At 64.2% G+C, this 24,559-nt stretch carries 20 protein-coding genes; 4 read left to right on the top strand and 16 right to left on the bottom strand.

The genetic code is table 11. The annotated features are described in order from the left end of the window. The first annotated feature begins 101 nt into the window (after positions 1 to 101). Positions 102 to 929, top strand: a complete 828-nt coding sequence (gene cysQ, locus CS1BSM3_RS14970; RefSeq protein ID WP_072387947.1) for a 3'(2'),5'-bisphosphate nucleotidase CysQ — start codon at positions 102 to 104, stop codon at positions 927 to 929. 5 nt (positions 930 to 934) lie between these two features. On the opposite strand, the gene CS1BSM3_RS14965 is transcribed toward cysQ, so the two are convergent. The 7 genes from CS1BSM3_RS14965 to CS1BSM3_RS14935 all read right to left on the bottom strand — a co-directional run bounded on the left by CS1BSM3_RS14965 (position 935) and on the right by CS1BSM3_RS14935 (position 9,576). Continuing rightward, positions 935 to 2,599, bottom strand: a complete 1,665-nt coding sequence (locus CS1BSM3_RS14965) for an L-lactate permease (protein ID WP_072387945.1) — start codon at positions 2,597 to 2,599, stop codon at positions 935 to 937. A gap of 191 nt (positions 2,600 to 2,790) precedes the next feature. Further along, positions 2,791 to 3,606 (bottom strand): amidohydrolase family protein, encoded by an 816-nt coding sequence (locus CS1BSM3_RS14960; protein WP_072387943.1) that lies wholly within the window; start codon positions 3,604 to 3,606, stop codon positions 2,791 to 2,793. Positions 3,607 to 3,650: 44 nt separating this feature from the next. Further along, complete coding sequence (locus tag CS1BSM3_RS14955; protein ID WP_072387941.1) at positions 3,651 to 4,208, bottom strand: sarcosine oxidase subunit gamma; 558 nt, start codon at positions 4,206 to 4,208, stop codon at positions 3,651 to 3,653. Next, positions 4,201 to 7,209 (bottom strand): sarcosine oxidase subunit alpha family protein, encoded by a 3,009-nt coding sequence (locus CS1BSM3_RS14950; protein WP_072387939.1) that lies wholly within the window; start codon positions 7,207 to 7,209, stop codon positions 4,201 to 4,203. The genes CS1BSM3_RS14955 and CS1BSM3_RS14950 overlap by 8 nt, the downstream gene beginning before the upstream one ends. After that, positions 7,209 to 7,511, bottom strand: coding sequence for a sarcosine oxidase subunit delta (locus tag CS1BSM3_RS14945; RefSeq protein ID WP_072387937.1), 303 nt, complete (start codon positions 7,509 to 7,511; stop codon positions 7,209 to 7,211). Before CS1BSM3_RS14945 ends, CS1BSM3_RS14950 begins: the two co-directional genes overlap by 1 nt. 8 nt (positions 7,512 to 7,519) lie before the next feature. Further along, entirely contained in the window at positions 7,520 to 8,770 is a 1,251-nt protein-coding gene (locus CS1BSM3_RS14940) for a sarcosine oxidase subunit beta family protein (protein WP_072387935.1), read from the bottom strand. A 32-nt stretch (positions 8,771 to 8,802) separates the two neighbouring features. Continuing rightward, positions 8,803 to 9,576, bottom strand: a complete 774-nt coding sequence (locus CS1BSM3_RS14935; protein WP_072387934.1) for a crotonase/enoyl-CoA hydratase family protein — start codon at positions 9,574 to 9,576, stop codon at positions 8,803 to 8,805. Between the two features lie 679 nt (positions 9,577 to 10,255). Here CS1BSM3_RS14935 and CS1BSM3_RS14925 point away from each other — a divergent pair. From CS1BSM3_RS14925 to CS1BSM3_RS14915, 3 genes are read left to right on the top strand one after another with little or no spacing between them, the layout of a single operon-like run. Then, positions 10,256 to 13,069, top strand: coding sequence for a molybdopterin oxidoreductase family protein (locus tag CS1BSM3_RS14925; protein WP_244540521.1), 2,814 nt, complete (start codon positions 10,256 to 10,258; stop codon positions 13,067 to 13,069). After that, positions 13,066 to 13,818, top strand: a complete 753-nt coding sequence (locus tag CS1BSM3_RS14920; protein ID WP_072387928.1) for a 4Fe-4S dicluster domain-containing protein — start codon at positions 13,066 to 13,068, stop codon at positions 13,816 to 13,818. The genes CS1BSM3_RS14925 and CS1BSM3_RS14920 overlap by 4 nt, the downstream gene beginning before the upstream one ends. 30 nt (positions 13,819 to 13,848) lie before the next feature. Beyond that, a complete protein-coding gene (locus CS1BSM3_RS14915; protein WP_072387926.1) occupies positions 13,849 to 14,796 on the top strand; it encodes a dimethyl sulfoxide reductase anchor subunit family protein in 948 nt (315 codons plus the stop codon). Between the two features lie 11 nt (positions 14,797 to 14,807). On the opposite strand, the gene CS1BSM3_RS14910 is transcribed toward CS1BSM3_RS14915, so the two are convergent. From CS1BSM3_RS14910 to CS1BSM3_RS14870, 9 genes are all read right to left on the bottom strand, one after another. Continuing rightward, on the bottom strand, positions 14,808 to 15,794 hold the full coding sequence (locus tag CS1BSM3_RS14910) for an NAD-dependent epimerase/dehydratase family protein (protein WP_072387924.1): 987 nt from the start codon (positions 15,792 to 15,794) through the stop codon (positions 14,808 to 14,810). Beyond that, entirely contained in the window at positions 15,791 to 16,969 is a 1,179-nt protein-coding gene (locus CS1BSM3_RS14905; protein ID WP_072387922.1) for a glycosyltransferase family protein, read from the bottom strand. The genes CS1BSM3_RS14910 and CS1BSM3_RS14905 overlap by 4 nt, the downstream gene beginning before the upstream one ends. A gap of 73 nt (positions 16,970 to 17,042) precedes the next feature. Continuing rightward, positions 17,043 to 18,065: an NAD-dependent epimerase gene (locus CS1BSM3_RS14900; RefSeq protein WP_072387920.1), complete on the bottom strand. Its 1,023-nt coding sequence runs from the start codon at positions 18,063 to 18,065 to the stop codon at positions 17,043 to 17,045. A gap of 64 nt (positions 18,066 to 18,129) precedes the next feature. After that, complete coding sequence (locus tag CS1BSM3_RS14895; protein ID WP_072388273.1) at positions 18,130 to 19,029, bottom strand: glycosyltransferase family 2 protein; 900 nt, start codon at positions 19,027 to 19,029, stop codon at positions 18,130 to 18,132. Next, complete coding sequence (galE, locus tag CS1BSM3_RS14890) at positions 19,026 to 19,997, bottom strand: UDP-glucose 4-epimerase GalE (protein ID WP_072387918.1); 972 nt, start codon at positions 19,995 to 19,997, stop codon at positions 19,026 to 19,028. The genes CS1BSM3_RS14895 and galE overlap by 4 nt, the downstream gene beginning before the upstream one ends. 16 nt (positions 19,998 to 20,013) lie before the next feature. After that, positions 20,014 to 20,607 carry an LbetaH domain-containing protein gene (locus tag CS1BSM3_RS14885; protein WP_210188780.1) on the bottom strand — a complete coding sequence of 198 codons (594 nt, stop codon included), beginning with the start codon at positions 20,605 to 20,607 and terminating at the stop codon, positions 20,014 to 20,016. A 17-nt stretch (positions 20,608 to 20,624) separates the two neighbouring features. Next, a complete protein-coding gene (locus CS1BSM3_RS14880; protein ID WP_072387916.1) occupies positions 20,625 to 21,836 on the bottom strand; it encodes a glycosyltransferase in 1,212 nt (403 codons plus the stop codon). Next, on the bottom strand, positions 21,836 to 23,305 hold the full coding sequence (locus CS1BSM3_RS14875) for a hypothetical protein (protein ID WP_072387914.1): 1,470 nt from the start codon (positions 23,303 to 23,305) through the stop codon (positions 21,836 to 21,838). The genes CS1BSM3_RS14880 and CS1BSM3_RS14875 overlap by 1 nt, the downstream gene beginning before the upstream one ends. Before the next feature lie 77 nt (positions 23,306 to 23,382). Further along, complete coding sequence (locus CS1BSM3_RS14870) at positions 23,383 to 24,555, bottom strand: glycosyltransferase family 4 protein (RefSeq protein ID WP_072387912.1); 1,173 nt, start codon at positions 24,553 to 24,555, stop codon at positions 23,383 to 23,385. Between the last annotated feature and the right edge of the window lie 4 nt (positions 24,556 to 24,559).

The raw sequence follows: 24,559 nt of genomic DNA, 5'->3' as shown, positions 1-24,559 counted from the left end.
AACTCTGATGCAATATCGCCGCATCTCGTGGCGAATCATTTGGAGTAGAAGTCGCGAGGCAACAAATCGCCGCAATCCGCGGTGGCCCCCCAGGGGAATCAATGCCGGCCATCGACCACAAACAGCTCGTCGCGGCCCTGCTGCCGGCAGTCCTGACCGCCGGCGCCATCGAGATGCGTCACTACCGCGAAGGCTGTGCCGTCGAATCCAAAGCCGACGCGAGCCCGGTCACGGCGGCCGACCGCGAGGCCGAAGCGGTGCTCGTAGCCGCCATTGCGGCCGCCGCTCCCGGGATCCCCATTGTCGCCGAGGAGGAAGTCGCGGCTGGCCGGATCCCCGCGCTCGGCTCGGAGTTCTTCCTCGTCGATCCGCTCGACGGCACGCGCGAGTTCATCGCGCAGCGCGGCGAGTTCACAGTCAACATTGCGCTCGTGCGAAACGGCGCCCCGGTCTTTGGCATCGTCTACGCGCCCGCGTGTGACGAGCTTTACGTGACGCTCGCACCCGACGTCGCGGCCATGGCGAAGGTGGCGCCGCGCGAGGGCCCCGTTACACTCGACGAAATCGGCCTCACGCCGATCCGCACGCGCACGCCCGATCCGAAGGCGCTCGTCGCGCTCGTGAGCCGCTCGCACGCAACGCCCGAGACAGAAGCTCTTCTCGCGCAGTTCGCCATTGCATCCCGAACGAATGCCGGCTCGTCGCTGAAATTCTGCGCCATCGCACGCGGTGCGGCGGACATCTACCCGCGCATGGGCCCGACCATGGCGTGGGACACGGCCGCAGGCCACGCCGTGCTCGCAGCAGCCGGCGGCAGCGTCACGACACTCGACGGCAAGCCGCTCCGCTACGGCAACTCGATGGCCACTCTCTGCAATCCGAATTTTATCGCCTGGGGCACGCCGCAACCGCTCGCGCCGCGCATTTAACGCAGCTACTGGATCACCAGGTGCGAGAACGGCGCAACGTAGGCCTGGAGCATCACCAGCCCGCCTACGAGACACGCCAGCGCGATCGAGTGCCAGAACACGAACCGCAGGATCGCGCCTTCGTGGCCGAACCAGTTTGTCGCCGTCGATGCCACGACGATCGACTGAGCATCGATCATCTTGCCCATGACGCCGCCTGACGAGTTGGCAGCGCTCATGAGGATCGGCGACAGCCCGAGCTGCTCGGACGTGATCCTCTGCAAATTGCCGAACAGCACGTTCGAGGCGGTATCCGAGCCCGTCAGTGCCACACCCAGCCACCCGAGGAGCGTGCCGAAGAACGGGTAGAGGATGCCGGTGCCCGCAAACGCAAGTCCAAGCGTCGCATCGATGCCGGAATAGCGGGTCAACGTCCCGATCGCCAGCATCGCCGAGATGGTGATGAGCGAAGCCGAGACGACCTTCAGCGTCCGTCCGTAGGCTGTCACCAGCCGCCAGGGCGAAAAGCCCATCAGGAAACCGGAGATGATGGCAGCGATCAGCATGCCGCTGCCGGTGTAAGTCAGCCAGGTGAACGCGAACGTGGCAGCCTCCGGCGTGGGTTTCGCAGCCACCGGGGGTACCTTCTGGATCATGTTGTGCAGCTCGGGAACCGCATAGTTCCAGGTGGCGTAGGGGTTCACCAGGTTCTTGAACCAGCCTGTGCCCCAGATCAGCAGGATGGCGCAGACGATGATCCACGGCATGAGCGCAAGCCAGACCTCTCCCGATGTCGGCTGCTCGACCGAAGCCTCCGATCTGGGCGGCATCGTCGCGGCCGAGTCGTCGCGGCTGCGCAATGCCGGCGACGTCCAGATCCTGGCCGGCTGCCAGATCTTCAGAAAGCCGATGAGGCAGGCCATCGATATGAGCGATGCGCCGATGTCGACGATCCAGGGATTGATGTAGTTCGAGATCAGGAACTGCGGCACGGCGAAGGAGACGCCGCACACGAGGATCGCAGGCCAGATCTCCATCATCCCGCGCCGTCCGGCGAACACCCAGATCAGCCAGAAGGGGACGATGAGCGAGAAGAACGGTAGCTGCCGTCCGACCATCGCGCCGAGGATGTACGGATCCAGACCGGTGACGCTCGCCAGGCCCGCGATCGGCGTCCCGAGCGCGCCATAGGCGACCGGAGCGGTATTGGCGATGAGCGACAAGCCGGAAGCAGCCAGCGGCGAGAAGCCGAGCCCGATCAAAATCGCGCCGGTGACGGCGACGGGCGTCCCGAAGCCGGAGGCACCTTCGAAGAAGGCGCCGAACGAGAATGCGATCAGAAGAAGCTGAAGCCGCCGATCGGCAGTCACACCGCCGATCGTGGTCTGGAGCGTCTTGAAGGCGCCTGTCTCCACCGTCAACCGATAGAGGAAGATGACGTTCAAGATGATCCATCCGATCGGGAAGAAGCCGGTCACCACGCCGAGCAGGGTTGCGCGCAAAGCGAGGCCCGCGGGCATGGTGAAAGCGACGATTGCGACCAGGATAGCGACACCCAGCGCGATGAGGGCAGCGATGGGAGCCTTAACCCTGTTCGTGGCGATGAGAGCCAGCAGCGTCACCACTGGCAGAGCCGCCGCTATTGTCGATAGGGCCTGATTGTTGAAGGGGTCATAGACCTGCTGCCACATGGTACAGCTTCCTTCGTCTCGTCCCCCCGTAATTTAGATCGTAATTTTAGGGTTCTAGAGCATCGGCCTTACGGCCCAAAGTCACATCCGCGTGGCCAATAGGGCTCCGGCCGGCCAAACGCGCCGGACGTCGCCCCGGCGGCACGGCTCTGGGCAATGTCGCGTTGCGTCAGTTCATAGGCGGGACGGCATTAATCCCACTTCCGCTGCCAGCCGAGCCAATCGGCAATGCCGCGCCCCATGATCAGCGGCAGGTCCGCCGCCGGTATCCACGTCTGATGCTCCGTGAAAGCCGTCACGCACTCGCGCCACGTGCAGGGCATGCGCGTGATGTCCGTACCCCAGAACATGCGGCGCGGACCGAAGGCGTCGTAGATGGCCTTGTAGTGCGGCGTGAGGCTGTTGAAGGGATAGCTGTCGCTCACGTACTGCGGCCCACCTGTGACCTTTACCGCAATATTGGGATGGCGTGCGAGCGCCACCACTTCGGGAATAGTCACGAACGCCGCATCATCCACATTGAGGCGCCGCACGCCGAAGTGATCGACAATGAGCTTGAGGCGCGGATGGCGCTCCGCAATCTGCCCGACGAGCGGCAGGAAGTCTCCCGCCAGCAACGCGATCGGAATGCCAAGACGCTCGGCCGCCGGCCAGAGCCAGTCCATGGTGCCGTCGTGCGGCCAGGACTTCATGTGCGGCTTGAGGAACGTGTAGCGCAGGCCGAGCATTCCAGGCTGCTGCAGCCATGTCTCGATCAGCGGGCGCTTGTCCGGCTCATCGAGCGGAATGCGCCCGAGGATCGCGAAGCGCTCGGGATGTGCCTTCACTGCGGCAATGGCCAGCTCGTTGGAATGCGGGTCCCAGCTCGGCGGATGGATGATCGCGCCCGTCACGCCGGCCGCATCCATATCCGCAATTGCCTCGTCCGTGAGATACGGCGTCGTGCGGTGCGGCGGCACGACCGTGCCTTCGTTCCAGAGATGGATCTGCGCGTCGATGATCTGCATGTGGCGTCCTCCCGCAGAAATTCGACTCTACCGCGCCCGCGCCTTCATGCAATGCCGTGCATGGCTTCGTCCAGGAGAGCGACGATATAGGGTGCGAACGAGCGCGCGACCTCGATGCGGAATGTATCGCCGGCCGTGCGCCAGAGCACGATTTCGGCCTTGGCGAGGAGCGTGCGCGTGCACATGCCGACCGGAAATGTGGTCATGTCTAGATCGAGCGAGCAACCGGCGTTGAGCAGGGCTTCAACGCTCGATCCCGACACGATCAAACCAACTTGGCGATGGCTGATATCGACGAGCGCGGCCGGCTTGCCGTTCAGCGCACTCGAAAGCGCAACTGCCAGCGTCGATCCGTCGGCCTCGGCGCTCAGCAATAGCCATTCATCTGGGCCGAGCCACAGCGCCGCCCGCCCGCTTTGTGCGTGCGCCCGCAGCGGCACTGTCGGCAACGACACGCCGAATGCATCGCCGACCAGCTCGGGCGCCCCGCGATAGACGAACCGCGCCGCTGTGCCGGCATTGGTGAGTGAGGCAAGCCCGGCTCGCGACGGCAACGCCCATCCATCGAGCACCGAACGACGTCTGGCGATTTGATCAGCCATTGAGCCGCTCTCCCTTCGGATCGAGGAACACGGGCGTTACGACATCTACGGCCACATCGCCATCCGGCATGGGCACATTGAGGCGCGTGCCGATGCGCGTCCGTCCATCAGCGACAAGTGCCAGCGCAATGGACCGGCCGAGCGCCTCACTCCAGTACGCGGACGTGACATGACCAAGCGCCGGCGTGCCGGCCGGCGGACGCAAACCCTCGACCACCTGCGAGCCTTCCTCGAGCACGCGTTTCGGATCCGCTGTCAGCAGACCGACAAGCTGTTTGCGGCCACTGCGCACCATGTCGGGCCGCGAGAGCGAGCGCATTCCGACGAAATCGCGTTTGCCTTTGCCAGTGGCCCAGCCGAGCCCCACATCGTCCGGCGTCACCGTGCCATCCGTCTCCTGGCCGACGATGATGAAGCCCTTCTCGGCGCGCAGCACGTGCATGCTCTCCGTGCCGTACGCGCAGCCGCCGTGCTTCTGCACTTCGCGCCACACGGCCTCCCAGACATCGGCGCCGAAGTCCGCCGGCACGTTGATCTCGAAGCCGAGCTCGCCCGTGAAGCTCACCCGGAAAATGCGCGCATCGACACCGCAAATGCGGCCGGCTTTGACGCTCATGTGCGGGAAGTCCGTAGCGCCAATATCGACACCATCCACGAGCGGCGCGAGAACGTCGCGCGCACGCGGACCCTGCACGGCGATCACCGCCCACTGCTCTGTCGTGGAAGTCAGCCACACCTTCAGATCGGGAAACTCCGTCTGTGCATAGTCCTCCATCATGTGCAGGACGCGCGCCGCACCACCCGTCGTCGTGGTCACATGAAAGCGATCCGCCGCAATGCGCCCAATCACGCCATCGTCAATGATGAAGCCGGCCTCGTTCAGCAGGACGCCGTAGCGGCAGCGCCCGACACCCAGCTTCTGGAATGAATTGATGTAGAGCCGTTCGAGAAACTCGGCCGCATCCGGCCCGACGACCTCGATCTTTCCGAGCGTCGAGGCATCGAACATGCCAACTGCGGAGCGCACCGTCCTGCACTCGCGCGCGACAGCCGTGTGCATGTCCTCGCCGGCTTGCGGGAAGTAGTGCGCGCGCTTCCAGGCGCCGACATCCTCGAACATCGCGCCTTGGGCTTGCGCCCAGGCATCACAAGGCGTGCGCCGCACGGGATCGAAGAGATCACCGCGGCTCGCGCCGGCGATCGTGCCGAACGTTACGGGCGTATAGGGTTGACGGAAGGTCGTGAGGCCGACTTCGGGAATCGGTTTACCGAGATGGTCTGCGACGATGGCGAGCGCATTGATGTTCGACGTCTTGCCCTGGTCGGTGGCCATGCCCGTCGTCGTATAGCGCTTGACATGCTCGATGGCGCGGAAGCCCTCCTGCGCCGCAAGCTTCAGGTCGCGCACCGTCACATCGTGCTGGAAGTCGACGAACGCCTTGCTCCCGCGAGCGCCCGCACCATGCGACCCGGCGATGCCGCGGAAGTCAGTGATGTCATGCGTGACCTTGAACGTGCGCCCTAGCGGCTCCCTGCCGACCGCCGCGCGACCTGCCGCGAAGCCATCATCGAGTGCTGCAGCGACGCCGAACACCCCGCGACACGCGCCCGCCGAGCGCTGCGCCTGTCCGGGCGCGATGGCCGACGGCAAGAAAGCCTGCGCGTCGTCACTCCATGCGAGCTTGCCGCGCGACTGCGAGAACAGATGCACTGAAGGCGTCCAGCCACCTGCCATGACCACATGATCGCACGGCACCCATTCCCCCGTGCTCGCGCGCCCCTCGGTGCCCGCGCGCCCGATCTGCACCGCACTCACACGCTGGCTTCCGCGGGTCGCGGTCACGGTCGCGCCGATCTGAACCTCGATGCCCGCGGCGCGGACGGATCCAGCCAGCCCGCTATCGCCATTCGCGCGCGGATCAATCACCATCGCCACGGCGGTGCCGGCGCGATGAAGATCGAGGGCTGCCGCATAACCGCTGTCGCAAGCCGCGATCACGACCGCGCGAAGCCCCGGTCGCACGCCATAGCGATTGACGTAGGTGCGCGCAGCATCCGCGAGCATGATGCCGGGCCGGTCATTATCCGGGAACACGATCGGCCGCTCGATGGCGCCCGTCGCCAGGACGACCTCCTTCGCGCGCACCTGCCATAGCCGCTCGCGCGGTGCGGCGGGATCGGGATTACCGAGATGATCCGTGAGCCGCTCCGCCAGCGCGACAAAGTTCTGCGCAAAGTAACCGAATGCCTGCGTGCGCGGGAGCAGCGTCACGCGGGATGATGCCGCGAGCGTGCGCACCGCTTCATCGACCCACGAGGAAGCGGGCACGCCGTCGATCTCGACGGACCATTCGCTCAGCAGTGAGCCTCCGAGCTCGGCCTGCTCATCGCAAAGGATCACGCGCGCGCCGGCTTCAGCCGCCGCCAGTGCCGCAGCGAGACCGGCCGGCCCAGCGCCGATCACCAGCACATCGCAATGTGCAAAGCGGTTCGCATACCGATCGGGATCGGGGAGCGACGGCGCCTTGCCGAGGCCCGCGGCACGCCGAATGAGCGGCTCATAGATCTTGTGCCACGCCCAGTTCGAGCCGAGCAGGCGCGGCCCCATGAATGTCTTGTAGTAGAAGCCCGCCGCCAGCAGTGGCGAGAACAGGCTGTTCACCGCGCCGAAATCATAGGCAAGCGATGGCCAACGGTTCTGGCTCTCGGCGACGAGGCCATCATAGAGCTCGACCTGTGTTGCGCGCAGGTTCGGCGCGGTGCGGCCTCTCCCGCGATCGACGGTCACGAGCGCATTTGGCTCCTCGGCGCCGGCCGAGAGAATGCCGCGCGGGCGGTGATACTTGTAGGAGCGACCGACAAGATGCACGCCATTGGCGAGCAGCGCGGAAGCGAGCTTATCACCGGCGAACCCCTCGTAGGCCTTGCCGTCGAAAGTGAAGGAGAGCCGCTTCGTGCGATCGACGCGACCGCCACCATTCGTGCGATGCAGGCCGGCCATCAGCGACCACCCTCAGCAGGTGCACCGAGACCGGGCCTCGGTGTTCCAGCCGGATACGTCTTCAAGATCTGATCGGTCACCGTGTTGCGCAGCGCATTGAAGAAGCGCCCGCAGCCGTGAATGTGTCGCCAGCGCTCGGCGTGCAGTCCCTTCGGATTGGTGCGCATGTAGAGAAAGGCTGCCCAATCATCGTCGCTAACAGTTGCAGGCTCCAGCGGCCGCGCGATATGCGCCTCGCCGCTGTAACGGAATTCCGACTCGGGCCGCGCTGTGCAGCAGTAGGGGCATGTGATCAGGAGCATGGGAACCCTTAATGCGCCACCGCGGCTGCGGCCGCTTCGTCGATCAGGCGGCCAGTGGTGAAGCGTTCGAGCGAGAATGGCGCCGCGATCGGATGCGGCTCGCCGTGCGCCATCGTCGCCGCGAAGACGAATGCCGAGCCCGGCGTTGCCTTGAAGCCGCCCGTGCCCCAGCCGCAGTTGACATAAAGCCCCGGCACCGGCGTGAGCCCGATGATTGGCGATCGATCCGGCGTGACATCGACAATGCCGCCCCAGTTGCGCATCATCCTCATGCGCCGGAAGGTCGGGAAGAGATCGCAGATCGCATCGAGCGTGTGCGCCGAGACGTGCAGGCCGCCCGTCTGGCTGTAGGAGGTGTAGACGTCCGTGCCGGCGCCGATCACCAGCTCGCCCTTGTCGGACTGCGAGACGTAGGCGTGCACCGTGTTGGACATCACCACACACGGCAGCACGGGCTTCACGGGCTCGGAGACGAGCGCCTGCAGAGGATAGCTCTCGAGCGGCATCCGTACGCCCGCCATGCCCATGAGCACCGACGTGTGTCCGGCCGCGACGACGCCGACCTTCTTCGCTTTGATGACGCCGCGCGTCGTCTCGACACCCTCGACGGCGCCACTCGCATCGCGGCGGATGGCCGTCACTTCTGCATTCTCGATGATGTCGACGCCGAGCGCGCTCGCCGCCCGCGCATAGCCCCACGCAACCGCATCGTGCCGTGCCGTGCCGCCGCGCCGCTGCAGGGCCGCACCGAGCACGGGATAGCGCAGCTTTGGCGAGATATTGAGCGGCGGACAGAAATCCTTTGCCGCTTCCGGCGTCAGCCACTCGTTGTCGATGCCCGCAAGGCGGTTTGCGTGCACGTGCCGCTTGAAAACCTGAATGTCGTGGATCGTGTGCGCCAGCATCATCACGCCACGCGGCGAGTACATGACGTTGTAATTGAGCTCGTCCGAGAGCGTCTCCCAGAGCTTTACAGACAGCTCGTAGATCGCCTCGGACTCTTCCCAGAGATAGTTCGAGCGGATGATCGTCGTATTGCGCCCGGTGTTGCCGCCACCGAGCCAGCCCTTCTCGACGACCGCAATGTTCCGGAGCCCGTGCTCCTTGGCGAGATAGTAAGCCGTGCCGAGGCCGTGCCCGCCGCCACCGACGATCACCGCGTCGTAGGCCGCCTTGGGCTCGGGCGAACGCCATTGCGCCGGCCAGCGCGCGTGCCCACCGAGCGCTTGGCGCGCCAGAGAGAAGAGTGAAAACCGCATCTAGCCCCCTGCCCCCAACCCGGCGTGCCGCATTACTCGCCGAACTTGCCGCCGCGTCCGGCCCCGCCCGCGAACCGCGCCGCGCCGGCCTGCCCCTCGGCCGCCACCGCCGCAATGCCGTGCGCGAACTCCGCCTTCATCGCATGTTCGAACGGCAGCTCCCACTGTCGATAGACGGACGCACGATCGAGGTTCATGCATATCTGCGGGAACTCGGCAAGCTGGCGCGCCAGCGCTTCCGCCGCTGCGCGCGCCTCGCCCCTGGCGACGACACGGTTCGCAAGCCCCATACGGAGCGCCTCCTCAGCGCCGACCGGCCGCCCGGTCAGGATCATGTCGAGGGCGTGGCTCTGGCCGATGAGACGCGGCAACCGCACGGTGCCGCCGTCGATCAGCGGCACACCCCAGCGCCGGCAGTACACGCCGAATACAGCATCCTCCTCGGCGACGCGCATGTCGCACCAGATGGCCAGCTCCAGCCCGCCCGCAACGGCGTGGCCGGCCACTGCCGCGATCACCGGCTTCGACAGCTTGAGCCGCGATGGCCCCATCGGACCATCGCCATCGAGGCTGTAGCGCTTGCGCCTCTCGCCCGATGCGATCGCCTTCAGATCGGCACCGGCGCAGAATGCCCCACCCGAGCCCCAGAGCACGGCGACGCGCTGCTCGGGATCGGCATCGAAGGCGCGGAATGCATCAGCAAGCGCCTCGGCCGTCTCGTTGTCGACGGCGTTGCGGACCTCGGGCCGGTTGATGATGACCGTCGTGACGGGACCATCCTGCTCGACGCGGACTTTTGACGTCATGGCCTCACCTCCGATTGGCGCTTCGCGCGTTCCGCATCGCGGATCGCTCTCCGATACTTTTCTTCTCATTCCCGAGCGACTATAGCTCTCATCTGAAATTGCATAGCGGGGGGAGTGGCGATCTCGCAACCGGAAGCACACCGGATCGAGGTCGCGGCGAGCGGGGGCACGGCAGAAGTGTTATATAAGACTTTGAAGGCGCGCGAGATTGTGCACGGCTGCCGATCCTCGGCGCGCCACCCCATGCGCGGAATTGCATTCCGCAAGCGCACGGACAATGCGAATACGCCACCGCACGCATCGCTCATCCCCGGTGCAAACGTTCCCCACTCAGGGTTGAACATTCAAGGGATCGAATATAGTCAAGTCCTTGATGGAAACGGCGTTGATCGCCCGAACGGAGCATGAGCCTAGTGTGATGATCGAGAAATTCGCCGCGTCAAGCGGCTCGGTATGGAGCGAATTTCTCGATCTGAATCACACTAGCAAGACCGTGATTCTAGTGTCCCTTTTGATTCCGAAGTTCGCTCGGGACACCAGCATCGAGGCGGGGCGAACTTCGGAATCGGGACATTAGACCGTGCAGGATCGCGCGACAGCCAAGACTTCCACCTCGAGCGCCCGGACATCCGAGCCGGATGCACACGGCGTCGTCCTCAGCGAAAACCCGGCTGACAGGATCGAAAAGACCACCTGCTACATGTGCGCCTGCCGGTGCGGGATCAACGTCTATCTCAAGGACGGCAAGGTCCGTTACATCGACGGCAACCGCGATCACCCGGTGAACAAGGGCGTGCTGTGCGGCAAGGGCTCCGCCGGCATCATGCAGCACTACTCGCCGGCGCGCCTCAAGGCGCCGCTCAAGCGCGTCGGTCCGCGCGGCTCGGGCGAGTTCAAGGAGATCTCCTGGGAAGAAGCGCTGCAGACGGCCACCGACTGGCTCGGCAAGGTCCGCGCCGAGGACCCGAAGAAGCTCGCCTTCTTCACGGGCCGCGACCAGTCGCAGTCCCTGACCGGCTGGTGGGCCATCAAGTACGGCACGCCGAACTACGCAGCCCACGGCGGCTTCTGCTCGGTGAACATGGCAGCCGCCGGCCTCTACACGTTCGGCGGCTCGTTCTGGGAGTTCGGCGAGCCGGACTGGGACCACGCGAAATTCTTCATGCTCTTCGGCGTCGCCGAGGACCACAGCTCGAACCCGATCAAGATCGGCCTCGGCAAGCTCAAGGCGAACGGAGCGAAGATCGTCTCCGTCAATCCCGTGCGCACGGGCTACAACGCCGTTGCCGATGAGTGGGTCGGCATCCGGCCCGGCACGGACGGCGCTTTCGTCGGCGCGCTCATTCACGAGCTTCTCAGGACGCAGCGCATCGATATCGACTATCTCGTGCGCTACACGAATGCGCCCTGGCTCGTCATTGAGGCGCCGGGCGCTGCCGATCATGGCATGTTCGTGCGCGACGAGAAGGGCAATGCGCTCGCCTTCGACAAGCGCTCGGGCGCGCTCGTTCCCGCCGAAGGACCCGATGTCGTCCCGCAGCTCTCGGGGCCCGTGAAACTGCCCGATGGCCGCACGGCCATCCCGGTCTTCCAGAAGATGGCCGAGCGCTATCTCGGCGAGGAATACTCACCCGAGCGCGCGGAGAAAGAGTGCGGCGTGCCGGCCGCCACGATCCGCCGCTACGCCGACGAAATGGCGAAGGTCGCCTTCGAGCAGACCATCACGCTCGATGTTCCCTGGACGGACATCCACGGGCGCCGTCACGAGAAAATGGTCGGCCGTCCCGTCGCCATGCACGCCATGCGCGGCATCTCGGCCCACTCGAACGGCTTCCAGACCTGCCGGCTCATTCACATCCTGCAGATCCTGCTCGGCTCGATCGATTGCCCCGGCGGCTTCCGCTACAAGCCGCCCTATCCGAAAGAGATCGCACCTCGCCTGAAGCCGACCGGCAAGCCCGGCCAGGTCAAAGCCGGCGAGCCGCTTCCCGGTCCGCATCTCGGCTTCCCGACGAGCCCAGCCGACCTGCTGATCGACGCCGCTCACACACCGCAGCGCATCGACAAAGCCTATAGCTGGGATGCGCCGCTCGCCGCCCATGGCCTCATGCACATGGTCATCACGAACGCGGCGCTCGGCGATCCGTACCCCATCGACACCCTGTTCATGTACATGGCGAACATGAGCTGGAACTCGTCGATGAACATCCGCGATACGCTCAAGTATCTGACGGACAAGAATCCCGAGACCGGCGAGTACAAGATTCCGCGCATCATCTACTCGGATGCCTACTACTCCGAGATGGTGCCCTACGCAGATCTCATCCTGCCCGACACGACCTATCTCGAGCGGTGGGATTGCATCTCCATGCTCGACCGGCCGATCTCCGAGCCCGATGCGGCGTGCGACGCGATCCGCCATCCGGTCATCGAGCCGGACCGCGATGTCCGCGGCTTCCAGTCTGTACTGCTCGACCTCGGCGCGCGCCTCAAGCTGCCGGGCCTCGTGAAAGAGGATGGCTCACCGCAGTTCCCCGGCGGCTATGCCGACTATCTCGTGAACCACGAGCGTGCGCCGGGTATCGGCCCGCTCGCCGGCTGGCGCGGCAATGGCGACAGCTTCGGCAAGGGCGCGCCCAATCCCGACCAGCTCAATCGCTACATCGCCAACGGCGGTTTCCACGCGCATCATCTTCCGCCGAGCCAGCGCTACTTCAAGCACGCCAACAAGGAGTATCTGGACTGGGCGGCCTCGGTCGGCTTCCGCGCCGCCGATGCGAAGATGACCTTCCAGCTCTACTGCGAGCCGCTGCAGGCGTTCCGTCTCGCGGCCGAAGGCCATGGCCCCGTGCAGCCGCCCGAGAGCCATCGCGAGCGCATCGCGAAATACTTCGACCCGCTGCCCTTCTGGTATCAGCCCTTCGAAGGCACGATGGTCGATACCGACAAGTTCCCCATGCACGCGATCACGCAGCGCCCCATGCACATGTACCACTCATGGGGCTCGCAGAATGCGTGGTTGCGCCAGATCACCGGCCAGAACCGGCTCTACATGAGCCGCGCGCGCGGCAAGGAGCTCGGCATTGCCGATGACGATTGGGTCTGGATCAGCAGCTATCTCGGCCGCGTGCGCTGTCAGGTTCGCCTCATGGACGGCGTGAACGATCAGACGGCCTGGACGTGGAATGCGATCGGCAAGCGCAAAGGCGCCTGGGGCCTCTCGAACGACGCGCCGGAAGCAACGCGCGGCTTCCTGCTGAACCATCTCATCTCCGAGCTGTTGCCCGCCAAGGGCGGCGGCTACCGCTACTCGAACTCGGATCCCATCACGGGACAGGCTGCGTGGTACGACCTGCGCGTCCACATCGAGAAAGCCTCGCCCGAGGCAATCGAGCAGAGCGAGCCGCGCTTCGAGCCGTTCGATGATCCGATCGGCCGCGGCCATCCCGATGTCATCGCCTATGGCGCCGAATTCAAGAGGGCACGTCGATGACCTGCCTTCCCACCCATACGGAGCGCAAACTCGGCCTCGTCATCGACCTCGACACGTGCGTCGGCTGTCACGGCTGCGCGACGAGCTGCAAGGAATGGAACACGGGCGGCTACTCTGCGCCGCTTTCGGACACCGATCCTTATGGCGCCGATCCCGATGGTGCCTGGCTCAACCGCATTCACAGCTATGAAGTCGGCGACGGTGCGGACAGCCGCACGGTCCACTTCCCGCGCTCCTGTCTGCACTGCGAAACGCCGGACTGCGTGACCGTCTGTCCCACCGGCGCGTCTTTCAAGCGCGCCGAGGACGGCATCGTGCTTGTCGATCCCGATCTTTGCATCGGGTGCAAGCTTTGCTCGTGGGCCTGCGCCTATGGAGCACGCGAGTACGACCCGAGCCATGGCGTGATGAAGAAGTGCACGCTGTGCGTCGACCGCATTTACAACGAGCATCTCGCGCCCGAGGATCGGGTTCCGGCCTGTGTACGCGCCTGCCCGACGGGCGCACGTCACTTCGGCGACCTCGGTGATCCCGATAGCGACGTCTCGAAGCTCGTCGCCGAGCGCGGCGGCTTCGATCTGCTCGGCGCCTTCGGCTACAAGCCGGTGAACAAGTACCTGCCGCCGCGTGAACGGCGCGACGCGCGCACGGTCGCCACCGACAAGACCCCGCAGAAACAAAAAATCGCGGCCCCGACGACCGCGATTGAAAGTCTCTTCTCCTGGGTCGATCGCGCGCTCTCGCGATAGACCTCCTCACGCCTTAGGCATTGGACTTCGATGCATCCCGCCTACTCGGTCATCCTGTTCACCACCGCGTCCGGCGCCGGCTATGGCCTGCTTGTCTGGCTCGGCGTGCTGTCCGCCTTCCGCGTCCTCCCCGCCGACCGCTGGCTCGGCTTTACTGGGCTCGCGATCTCACTCGCGTTGATCACTGTCGGCTTGCTCGCCTCGACATTCCACCTCGGCCATCCCGAGCGCGCGTGGCGCGCGTTCTCGCAATGGCGCAGCTCGTGGCTTTCTCGGGAAGGCGTCGCGGCGGTCGCGACCTATGTGCCCGCCGGCCTCCTCGGCATCGGCTGGGTCTTTCTCGAGCGCACGGACGGCATCTTTGCGCTCATGGGCTTGCTGGCGGCGGCACTCGCGCTCGTCACGGTCTACTGTACGGGCATGATCTATGCCTCGCTCAGGACCATCCGCCAGTGGAACCAGCCGCTCGTGCCCTGGATCTATATCGCGCTCGCGCTCGCGACGGGCGGCCTGCTGATGCTCGCGCTCATGTACCTCTTCGGTACGACGCGTCCATGGTTCTCAATCCTGACCGCGGCGCTTGTCGGCGTCGCGCTGCTCCTGAAGCAGCGCTATTGGGCGACGATCGACAGCGAGAAGAAGACCTGGACGATCGGCGATGCGACCGGCCTCGGCAAGCACGGCCAGGTGCGCGTGCTCGACTTCCCGCACACGCAGGCCAACTTCGTCATGCGCGAGATGGGCTTCGCCGTGGCGCGCAACCACGCGGAGAAGCTGCGCGGCTACGTGCGCCTCCTCGCCTTCCTCGTTCCTGGAGCGCTGTGCCTGATCACGCTCGCGCCGAGCGCGCTACTCGGCACGCTGGCGGCACTGCTCGCGGTCGTCGCTGCAGGTGTGGGTGTCGCGATGGAGCGCTGGCTCTTTTTCGCAGAAGCCGAGCACGTCTCGATGCTCTACTACGGCCGGCCTGCGGCGTAGGGCGGCAATCCTCACGCCGCTGAAGCTCCCCGCTGCCGCAGGATCGCCACCTGCTCGGCGATCCACCCATATGTACGCTCGACGCCACGTACGAGAGGCGCATTGGGGCGCCAGTCGAGCTTCTCCTGGATCAGCCTGTTGTCGGAGTTGCGCCCGCGCACGCCGAGGGGCCCGGGAATATGCCGGATGCGCACCTTCTTCTCTGCAACGCCGGCAATAAGCGCGACGAGCTTGTTGATAGAGACCATCTCATCCGAGCCGATGTTCAGCACATCCGTGCAGCCCGAGCGCATGAGGCGGATGCTGCCCTCAAGGCACTCATCGATATAGAGGAACGAACGCGTCTGCTCGCCGTCGCCCCAGACTTCGATCTCTCCACCATCCTTGACCTCGGCCACCTTGCGGCAAAGAGCGGCGGGCGCTTTCTCGCGGCCATCGTTCCATGCGCCCTCGGGTCCGAAAATATTGTGGTAGCGCGCGACGCGGACCGTGAAACCGTGGTTGCGGGCATACGCACCGTAAAGCCGCTCGCTGAAGAGCTTCTCCCAGCCATACTCGCTGTCAGGGGCGGCCGGGTATGCATCGGGCTCGGCGAGCCCAGGATTGTCGGGATCGCGCTGGATGTGCTCGGGGTAGATGCACGCCGACGAGGAATAGAAGATGCGCTTGGAGTTCCGCCGGCGGCACGCCTCGAGAATGTTGAGATTGATCTGCGCCGAGTTGTGCATCACGTCGGCGTCGTTCTCACCCGTGAAGATATAGCCGGCCCCGCCCATGTCGGCGGCAAGCTGATAGATCTCATCGAAGCGGCAGTCGACGGCATCGCAGCATGTCGAGAAGTCTCTCAGATCGCCTTTGATGAAGTCATCGGCCTCCGTTTCTGCGAAACGCGGATACTTGATATCGACGCCCCGCACCCAGAAGCTTTCCCGCTTCAGTCTCTTGACGAGATGGCTACCTATGAAGCCGCCCGCACCGCATACCAACGCCCGCTTCATCTTCTTACTCCTACGTTCAATTGGCAGGCATCCTCTTCGGAGCGCCCGGCTCTTCCGCTATCGATCTCGTTGGCCAAACCTTCCAGAGCAGCCAGACATGCTTCCGCGTCGCCGACCTCCACACGCCGATAAGGCGCGCGCATCAGCTCGCTGCAGAGGCCGTGCACATCCGATCGCGCACTACCGATGTTCAGCACCGGCTTTCCCGATGCGATGCAGGCGTGCACCTTCGAAGGCAGGACATAGCCGACGAATGCATCCGACAGCGTGATGAGATGCGCGTCCGGAGTGAGCAAGAGGCTCGCGAGGTGCGGCAGCGGCACCGGAGCCCCACGCACATAGGGCAGCGCCTGACGCTTGAGCTCCTCCTCGATGGTGCCTACGGCAGCGCCCACAGCATTCAGCCAGAGGATGAAACGCCCCGTGCCCTTGCGGTGGTGAAGCGCGTAACCGGCGAGGAATGTGCGATAGTCGTGCGCCATGCCCCAGTTGCCTGAATAGAGCAGCAGCAATCGGCCGTCGGCGGCAGCAGGCCGCGGCAGTGGCGAAGTGCCCGGCACGAATTCGACAGGTGACGGATCGCGCTTGAGCCTCAATCGCTCGGGCCGAATGCCAGCCTCCTGGAGCCGCTTTGCCTGATCGTGCCCGAGTACTTCGAATTCATGTACGCGACGACGCCAAAACATGGTCAGTCGATAGATCAGGCGCAGAAGCAGCCCGGGCTTCTCGTACTGCGCCATGAGACATTCAGGATGAAAATCCGTGATCCGGTAGACGAGCTTCTTGCGCAATATCAGATTGAGCGGCGAGAGCCAGTGCAGGAGGTAGGGCGGGCTTCCGGTGAACAGAACGGTATCCGCCGCGCGCAATTCCCGCCGGGCGTGCCAGATCAGACGCGTGTTCGTCCAAGCCGTCCACAGCAGCCGGCGCAGGTTGGAGGCCTTGTCGTACGTGGGCGCATAGAGGCGCATCTCGCGCAAGGAACCGGCCTCGAATGTCTGCGACTGGTCGCTGCTCCCACGCGACGAAAGCCCGACCAGAACGACGTCCCGTCCCTCTTCGGCAAGCTCGCGCGCGAACAAAAGGCTGTACTGCCCCACGGCGCCATAGTCGGGCGGCAGCCAGTCACACAAATAGAGCAGGCGCTCGCGCTGACGCGTCAGCTTATTGCTCATGTCTCGATAGACAAGACGCGACGGTGCCGACGATCAGGATGCACACCGTATCAGTGAACCCAATCGCGATCACTCATCGCCCATAGTACGTGCGATACCACGCGACCAGCTTGGCGACGCCATCGGCAACCGAAGTCGTCGGCGCGTAGCCGACAGCGCCCGCCAGCTCGGATACATCAGCGAATGTATCGGGGACATCGCCGGGCTGCAGTGGCAGCAACTCCTTCACGGCCCTCTTGCCGAGTTCGGCTTCGATGGCCGAAATGAAATCGGCAAGCCGGACCGGCGCGCTGTTGCCGATATTGTAGATGCGGAACGGCGCATTCGAGATGGCTGGATCTGGCCTGCTGCTGTCCCAGTCCCGTGCGGGCTCGGCCGGCCGGTCGGAGATCCGCACGACGCCTTCGACGACGTCGTCGACGTAGGTGAAGTCGCGGCTGTGATTGCCGTGATTGAATACCTGGATCGGCCGCCCCTCATCGATGGCGCGCGTGAACAGGATCGGCGCCATATCGGGGCGCCCCCAAGGGCCATACACGGTGAAGAAGCGAAGCCCCGTCGTCGGCAGCGCGAAGAGGTGGCTGTAGGAATGCGCCATGAGCTCGTTCGCCCGCTTGGTCGCGGCATAGAGCTGGAGCGGATGATCGGCATCGTCGTGCTCGGAGAACGGCATCCGCGTGCTGGCGCCATAGACGCTCGATGTCGACGCATACGTGAGATGCGGCGTCCCCGCATGGCGGCATGCTTCGAGGATGTTGACGAACGCCACGATATTGGACTGCACATACTCGTGCGGATGCGTCAGGCTGTGCCGGACACCGGCTTGCGCCGCGAGATGAATGACGCGATCGAATTCGTGCGCGACAAAGCAACCACTGACGGCGTCCGCATCGGCAAGATCCGCGCGGATGAACGTCCACGCGCTGTTCGCGCCGCCCGCTGCCTGATTGAGAAGCGAGAGCCGGGCCTCCTTGAGCGCCGGATCGTAGTAGTCATTGACCACGTCGATGCCGACGACCGTATCGCCACGCTCGAGCAAGCGCTTTGCGACGTGGAAGCCGATAAATCCTGCAGCACCTGTTACGAGAACCTTCATCTTACACTGTTATCATGAAATGGGTCTGGGCGCCTCTCAGAGACCGGCTTTGAGCCTACTCTACCTATGATCGGCCGCCGAGGTCGTCGCCGGCATTGCTTCGAAGGCGGATTCCGGCCGAAGAGACCGCTCTCCGCTGCGAATGCTGCATCAGCCTCTCAGCCGCAAGAACAGCGATCATCGCTTCGTAGACAGACAGCATGAGTGCGTAAAGAACACCGTAACGACCGTCCAGAAAGCCGCGCCGCCAGATGAGGATGTAGAAGAAGCGCGCCACGGGGCGGAGCAATAAGGGCATGCGATTGGCCAGTTGCTTCAATGCCCGACGCCGGGATGTGGCGTCGCCGCGCATGACGGGATCTGCCGCCTGAGGCTCGCCTTTGCGCATTCGCACCAGCAAATCAGCCTCGTCCTCGGCATATTTGACGTGCTTGCGAAGCCAGTTCGCCAAGCCATGCGAGAAGTTGTAGTGGAGGTACGGCTCCTCGAACGTGCCGACCCGCTCCGGCGGCAGATCTTCACGTTGCCCGTGCCCGACCTGCTTGAAGCGCAGCCGCTCGCGATGACCTAGCCGCACTTGATAGGTCGGATACATCCCGGCATACCGAATCCAGGTCTCATTCAACATGAGCTTTGAAGGTACCCGATAGGCATCGATGCCCGCCGCCGGTGAGAGATCACGCAGGCTCTGCCGAAACTCCGGCGTCACGACCTCATCGGCGTCGAGATGCAGAACCCATTCGTGACGGAGCCCACCGGACATGAGGCCGAAGTTGCGCTGGCTCGCAAAATCATCGAAGCGTCGGTACATCACCCGCGCGCCCGCGCTTTCGGCGATTGCGACCGTTCCGTCGGTGCTGCCCGAGTCGACGACGAGAATGTCGTCACACCATTCGAGCGCCGCCAGACACCGCGGCAGTGTTTTGGCCTCGTTGAATGTCAGGATCAGGACGGAGACGTTCATGGTCTCGTGATCCATGCCCATGCCGTGCCAATGATTTCGTGGAGCTCGGAGCGGCGAGGCTGCCATCCGAGTTCCCGGCGCGCCATCGTAGGGTCCGCCACGAGCGCGGCTGGATCTCCGGCGCGGCGGGGTCCAAAGCTCGCGTGCACTTTCTTGCCGGATACGCGCTCTGCCGTCTCGATGATCTGGCGGACCGAATGGCCGGCCCCCGTGCCGAGATTGAAGGCGCGAAAGCCGAGCCCGCCATTGCACGTCTGCAGGGCGAGGACATGCGCAGCCGCAATATCGGTTACGTGCGTGTAGTCGCGCACACAAGTCCCATCGGGCGTCGGATAGTCAATGCCGAAGATGGTGACGGGCTTTTCGGGCTGTAGGATGGACTGCAATACGAGCGGAATGAGATGGGTTTCGGGAGCGTGCTCTTCGCCAATCTCACCCTCGGGATCCGCGCCGGCAGCATTGAAGTAGCGTAGCGCGGTCGTCCCCATGCCATAGGCCCGGACGTAGTCCTGCAGCATCTGCTCGATCATCAGCTTGGAGCGCCCATACGGGTTTATGGGGACTTGCGCCGCTGTCTCGGGAACGGGCACCTGCTGCGGCTCGCCATAGGTTGCGCAGGTGCTCGAGAACACGATCCTTCCTACCCCGCACTGTCTTGCCGCGCGCAGCAACGAAAGCGTTCCAGCCACGTTGTTCGAGTAGTACTTCTCCGGATCGACAGCAGACTCTCCCACGTACGCAGAGGCTGCAAAATGCATGATGGCGACAGGCTTATAGGCCTGAAGCACGCCTGCTAGATGTCCGACATCCCTGATGTCCCCGTGCTCGAAGGGGCCCCATCGAACTGCCCAACGATTGCCGGTCACGAGCGAATCGAACGTCACGGGCCGATAGCCTGCAGCCGCGAGCGCCTTGCATGCGTGACTGCCGATGTACCCTGCCCCACCCGTGACGAGTACGGTTTGCACGCTCTAGGCTAGGTCCTCAGACATCAGGAGACTTGGCCCTATTCTTCTGCTCCGAACGATGGCCGATCGCGCGCGCCGGATTGCCCACCACAATCATGCCTGAAGCAACATCCTTCATCGCGACACATCGGGCGCCAATGATGGCGTGAGCGCCGATGCGAACACCAGGCCCGACGAAGGCATCGGCGCAGATCCAGGCGTCGCGCTCGATGGAAATCGGTGGCTTGAGCAGCGGCATCGCAGGATCGCGATGGTCGTGCGTGCCGGCGCACAAATGCGCGCCCTGCGAGATGGTCACTCGCTCGCCCAGCATGATGGGGCCGAGTGCATAGAGAATTGCGCGGTCACCGACCGCAGTCTGATCACCGATGCTGATATTCCAAGGAATGGTTATTCGCACACTCGGATGGACATGAACTTCCCGTCCGATGCGGGCCCCGAACAGCCGCAGCAGAAGGCGCCGCCATCCCCAGAACGGTCTCGGACTCCACGCAAACAGCGGATGGGCGAGACCCCATAGAACACGCCCCACAAGCTCCTGCCGCGTCCACTTGGACGCCTGGCGATTGGCGCTGATATCTCGAGCGGTCAGCTCGGTGACGGGCTGCACTTCTCGATCCACTCTCGTCAGCCCAATCGCACGGTCGGCGGCGGCGAACCGCCGTCTTTGAGCCAGCGGTAAACTTCGAGCATGTCGCTGGCAATCCGGTCCCAGCCAAAGTCGCGCGCCATCCACGCGCGTCCGCGCTTCCCCATGGCGCGACGCTCGGCCTGCCCGATCGTCATGGCATTCCTGAGAGTTGCGGCGAGCGGCTCCTCACCATGATCGATCCACCAGCCGCAACGCTCCTTCTCGAGGCCCAACCATGGGGCACCCTTGGTGGAAATCACCGGCACTTCTGCTCCCAGTGCCTCCGCGACCGTCAGCGCGAAATTCTCATTGAGGGTCGGAAGAACGAAGAGGCCGGCATCGCGGTACATGGCGAGCTTCTCGTCGGCGTCGTAAATCGGCCCCTCGATCGAGACCTTCTTTACTCCGAGTGCTTGCGCGAGAGCACGAAGCTCCTCGTCGTGGCAAACCTCCGCAGGCCCGACAATACGGAGCTTCCAGGTTGGGAACTCGTGCTCGATACGGGCCCATGCGCGCAACAGGCGATCCAGGCCCTTCTTGGGATGTATGCGCCCGAACGACAGGACGACATTGCCGTCGCTTTGCCCTCGCGAGGTCTCGGCGAGAAGCGGCAGATCGATCCCGTTCGGGATGATCGCGACCGGATTGCCGAGGCCGGCGGCACGGATCTCCTCGTACTCGGAGGCCGCAGTGGCATGAATGCAGTCGGCGGTCTCCAGCGCGGATTTCTGGAGCAGCCACCAGAATGGGCGCTTCTTCCACGCAGAGATGCCGAGAGCCGCAGGCGCAAGCATACCTCGCGGGGAATGGACCACCTTGAGGGGGCGATCCGAGCGCCGCTTCAGTCGAGCTGGATAGATATTCGGCATGAGCCAAAGGCCATGCGTGTGCAGGATTGAATTGTCATGTGCATCGGCGGCGAGAGCAGCCTTCAGGCTTGGCGACGCCCGCAGGAGTTTCCCCAGAGGCCCCCCTGCAGTGGGATGCGCGCAACGCGCAACGTCATCGCCGGCATCCGGGGGCACATCATCTGTTTCTACAGTACGGACGCGCACCGCGGCCCCGCGCTGCGCAAGCGCCGCTGCCAGCGCAGGCACGCTGTAGGACGGACCACCCGCGTCCCTGGACAAACTGGCGATCACATGCGTGACGCCGAGCACCTGCGATGAAGTGCCAGCGTCACTGTAAGGTCCTGGACGATGCAGCATCAAAGACGTGCGCGGCGTGGAGATCTTGCCAAAAGCCACGGCGCGATGCGCGGCAAGATGAACTTCACCAGCATCCATGCCATGAGGAGCGACACGATCACGCCACCGAAGACCTTGGTTATGCTGGATTCGAGAAATCCCGCCCCCTGGAGAACCGCTGTCGCGAGAGCAGCGCCGAAGAGGCCTCGGGTCAGATCCCACCTTATGAGCCGACGATAGATCGAACCGTAGAACACGCTGATGGCCAGGATCGAGAGAAACATCCCATAGCGACCGAAGTCGATATACGCCTCTGCAATCCAGCCCAGGCTGATCGACGTCCCCTCCGCCACGCCGGCGACGCCCAATCCTGTGAACTCGTTGGTGCGAACGCTGTCGTCGATAGGCGCCTTATCGGGGAAGAAGAGGCGCGGCATGAACGGACGGGAGATTGCATCCCAGAGGATGTCACCATGCTGGTGCGGCACATAGGTGGGAACATAGTTGATCGTTGCGCCAAAAAACTCCACGTACGTCAGCCGCCCCAGCATTTCGTCGAAAGCCTTCGACAGGTTCGGCCCCTCCAATTGGCCAACCAAGCCTGCCAGATGGCTGATCCTCGCTCCGTAGTCGACGGAGACGATTTGGGCGACCTCCCCTCCGGATACGAAACGGCGGTAGTCGCTCTTGACTGCAGTCCACACGATGGCCAGGGCCACGACGAGCATCGCGAGCGCGCCGATGCCGAAGAGCCTCTTCGCGGTCATGCGAACACCCGAAGCGACAGCCGCGAATGCGGTCACGAAGATGACCGTCTTGAAATCCGAGAAGAACCCGCCGATCCCGAGCGCGAGCTCCACGAGAAAGGCGACGGCGAGAATATGCCGGCCTCCGGGCGCGCCCGCGAATGCCACGTATGCGAGCATGAAATAGAATGCCCACTTGAGCGTCACAAAGGCGAGCAGGATCTGAGCGAGCCCAGGAACAAGCCAGGCAAAGGTGAGCGCCGCGAAACTCACCAGCCATGCTCCTGCGTAGGCCTGCGCCCAACGTCTCGTGGGGAGCCACAGCGCCTGTTCGTGCATCAAATGCGCGTCCTGGCGGCGCCATCGGCCCGCTCCGATACGCAGGCCCAAAGCGTGCACGAGAAGGCCCGCCTGGGTGAGCAGAATTGCCGTGCGCATGTCAGAGGGAACCTGCGCGAGCATCTCCACGCCCATGCCAAGCCAATTGGCATGAAAGATCGCAATCGATCCCTGCAGCCACGGAAGCACGAATATGAAAAGAAGGATCGGCGACTCGCCCGGTCGCCATAGAAGCAAGCAGCCCGCGATCAGAACGACGATCGAAAGAAGCGCAAGCTCAATGTTCGGCCCCATGCCGCCGATAATGAGCAACGCGAATGCTGCCACGATCGCGCCGGGAGGCAGCAACGTGCGATGGATGCGAAATCCATGCCGGTCAGCTAGATCGGAGCTTACGCTTTGCATGGGTGGCTAAGTCTTGTCTCGTCGTAGCTCTGCCGACCGCCGACGATCGCATGAGCTGCGAACTTCGAATTGTGTGCTCACAGCGCAACCATCCGGCCCCGGCTGCGGACACTCGCAGCAGCATCCATGATCCCGTCGACAGCAGCGCCAATGGAATAGCGCGCCGACTTGGCCGCGATGGTCGCTGCCGACGGTGGGCTACCTATGACATTGGCGAGTGCTTCCGCGAGTGCCTCGACATTTCCCACGGGAAACACGCGTCCTGCACGACCATCGCTGGCTAGATCCGGCGCGGAGCCGACCGCGTCCGAGAGGGCGATCGGTCGGCCGGCGGCGAGCGCCTCGTTGGCGACGAGCCCCCATGTCTCGCGACCGTCAGAGGGCAGAGCCAGAACGTCGGAGGCTGCATAAGCCGCGGGCATCTCCGTCTGGTTGCAGAACCCGAGATGATGCAGAGGTACGCCAGCCGCCGCCGCGGCGTTCGTCATCTCGTCAGCCAGCGCACCACTGCCCGCCACCATCACTTCGACGCTGAGACCGTCGCGTCGCATCAGGCCCGCGGCGTCAATGACATCGAGAGGCCGCTTGAAGGGCACGAGCTTGCCGGCAAAGAGAATGACCTTGGCCTCCTCGCTGACGCTAAGCCGGGCGCGCAAGGCAGCGCGCGCTTCCTTCGTTGCGCGGGCCGCAAACCAGTCATTGTCCACGCAATGCGGCGAGAAGAACATGCGCTGGCGTGGATATCCGTAGTGCTCCCAGTACGCGCGCGATCGCTCGCCCACATAGAGCGCGGCGTCGAACAGACGAAGGAAGACCGGATACGCGACCGTTTTGACGCCCCTCTTCCAGAACGAGCGCGGCGTCTCGAGTTGGCTGTCGCCACGGACCAATGCCGGAAGGCCAATGCGCTTGGCGGCAGCAAGAGCCTGGATGAATGTTTTCAAGTGCCACCCAGCCACGAGCAGAGCGTCGAAATTTCCTTCGCGCAGACGGCTGCCGATCTCGGGCGTATCACAGCCGGAAAACCGATCGAGGCCCGGCGGCGTCGCAACGTTGCGAAGAAATACGTGCTTGTAGCCGGCAAGAAGGTCGACATCCCAGTTGAAGGTCACACCGAAGCCCGCTGCAGCCTGATCCGCGGATGTCGCGGAATGCGCAAAGAACACGGTGAGGTCACAACGCTGAGCCAGCGCGCGAAATATCGGCGCTTGATACTGGATCGGATGCGACGTCAGGACTGCGAGACGCATGTAC

The organism is Hyphomicrobium sp. CS1BSMeth3, assembly GCF_900117415.1.
Lineage (GTDB): Bacteria > Pseudomonadota > Alphaproteobacteria > Rhizobiales > Hyphomicrobiaceae.
This window is presented reverse-complemented; position numbering and strand designations above follow the sequence as displayed.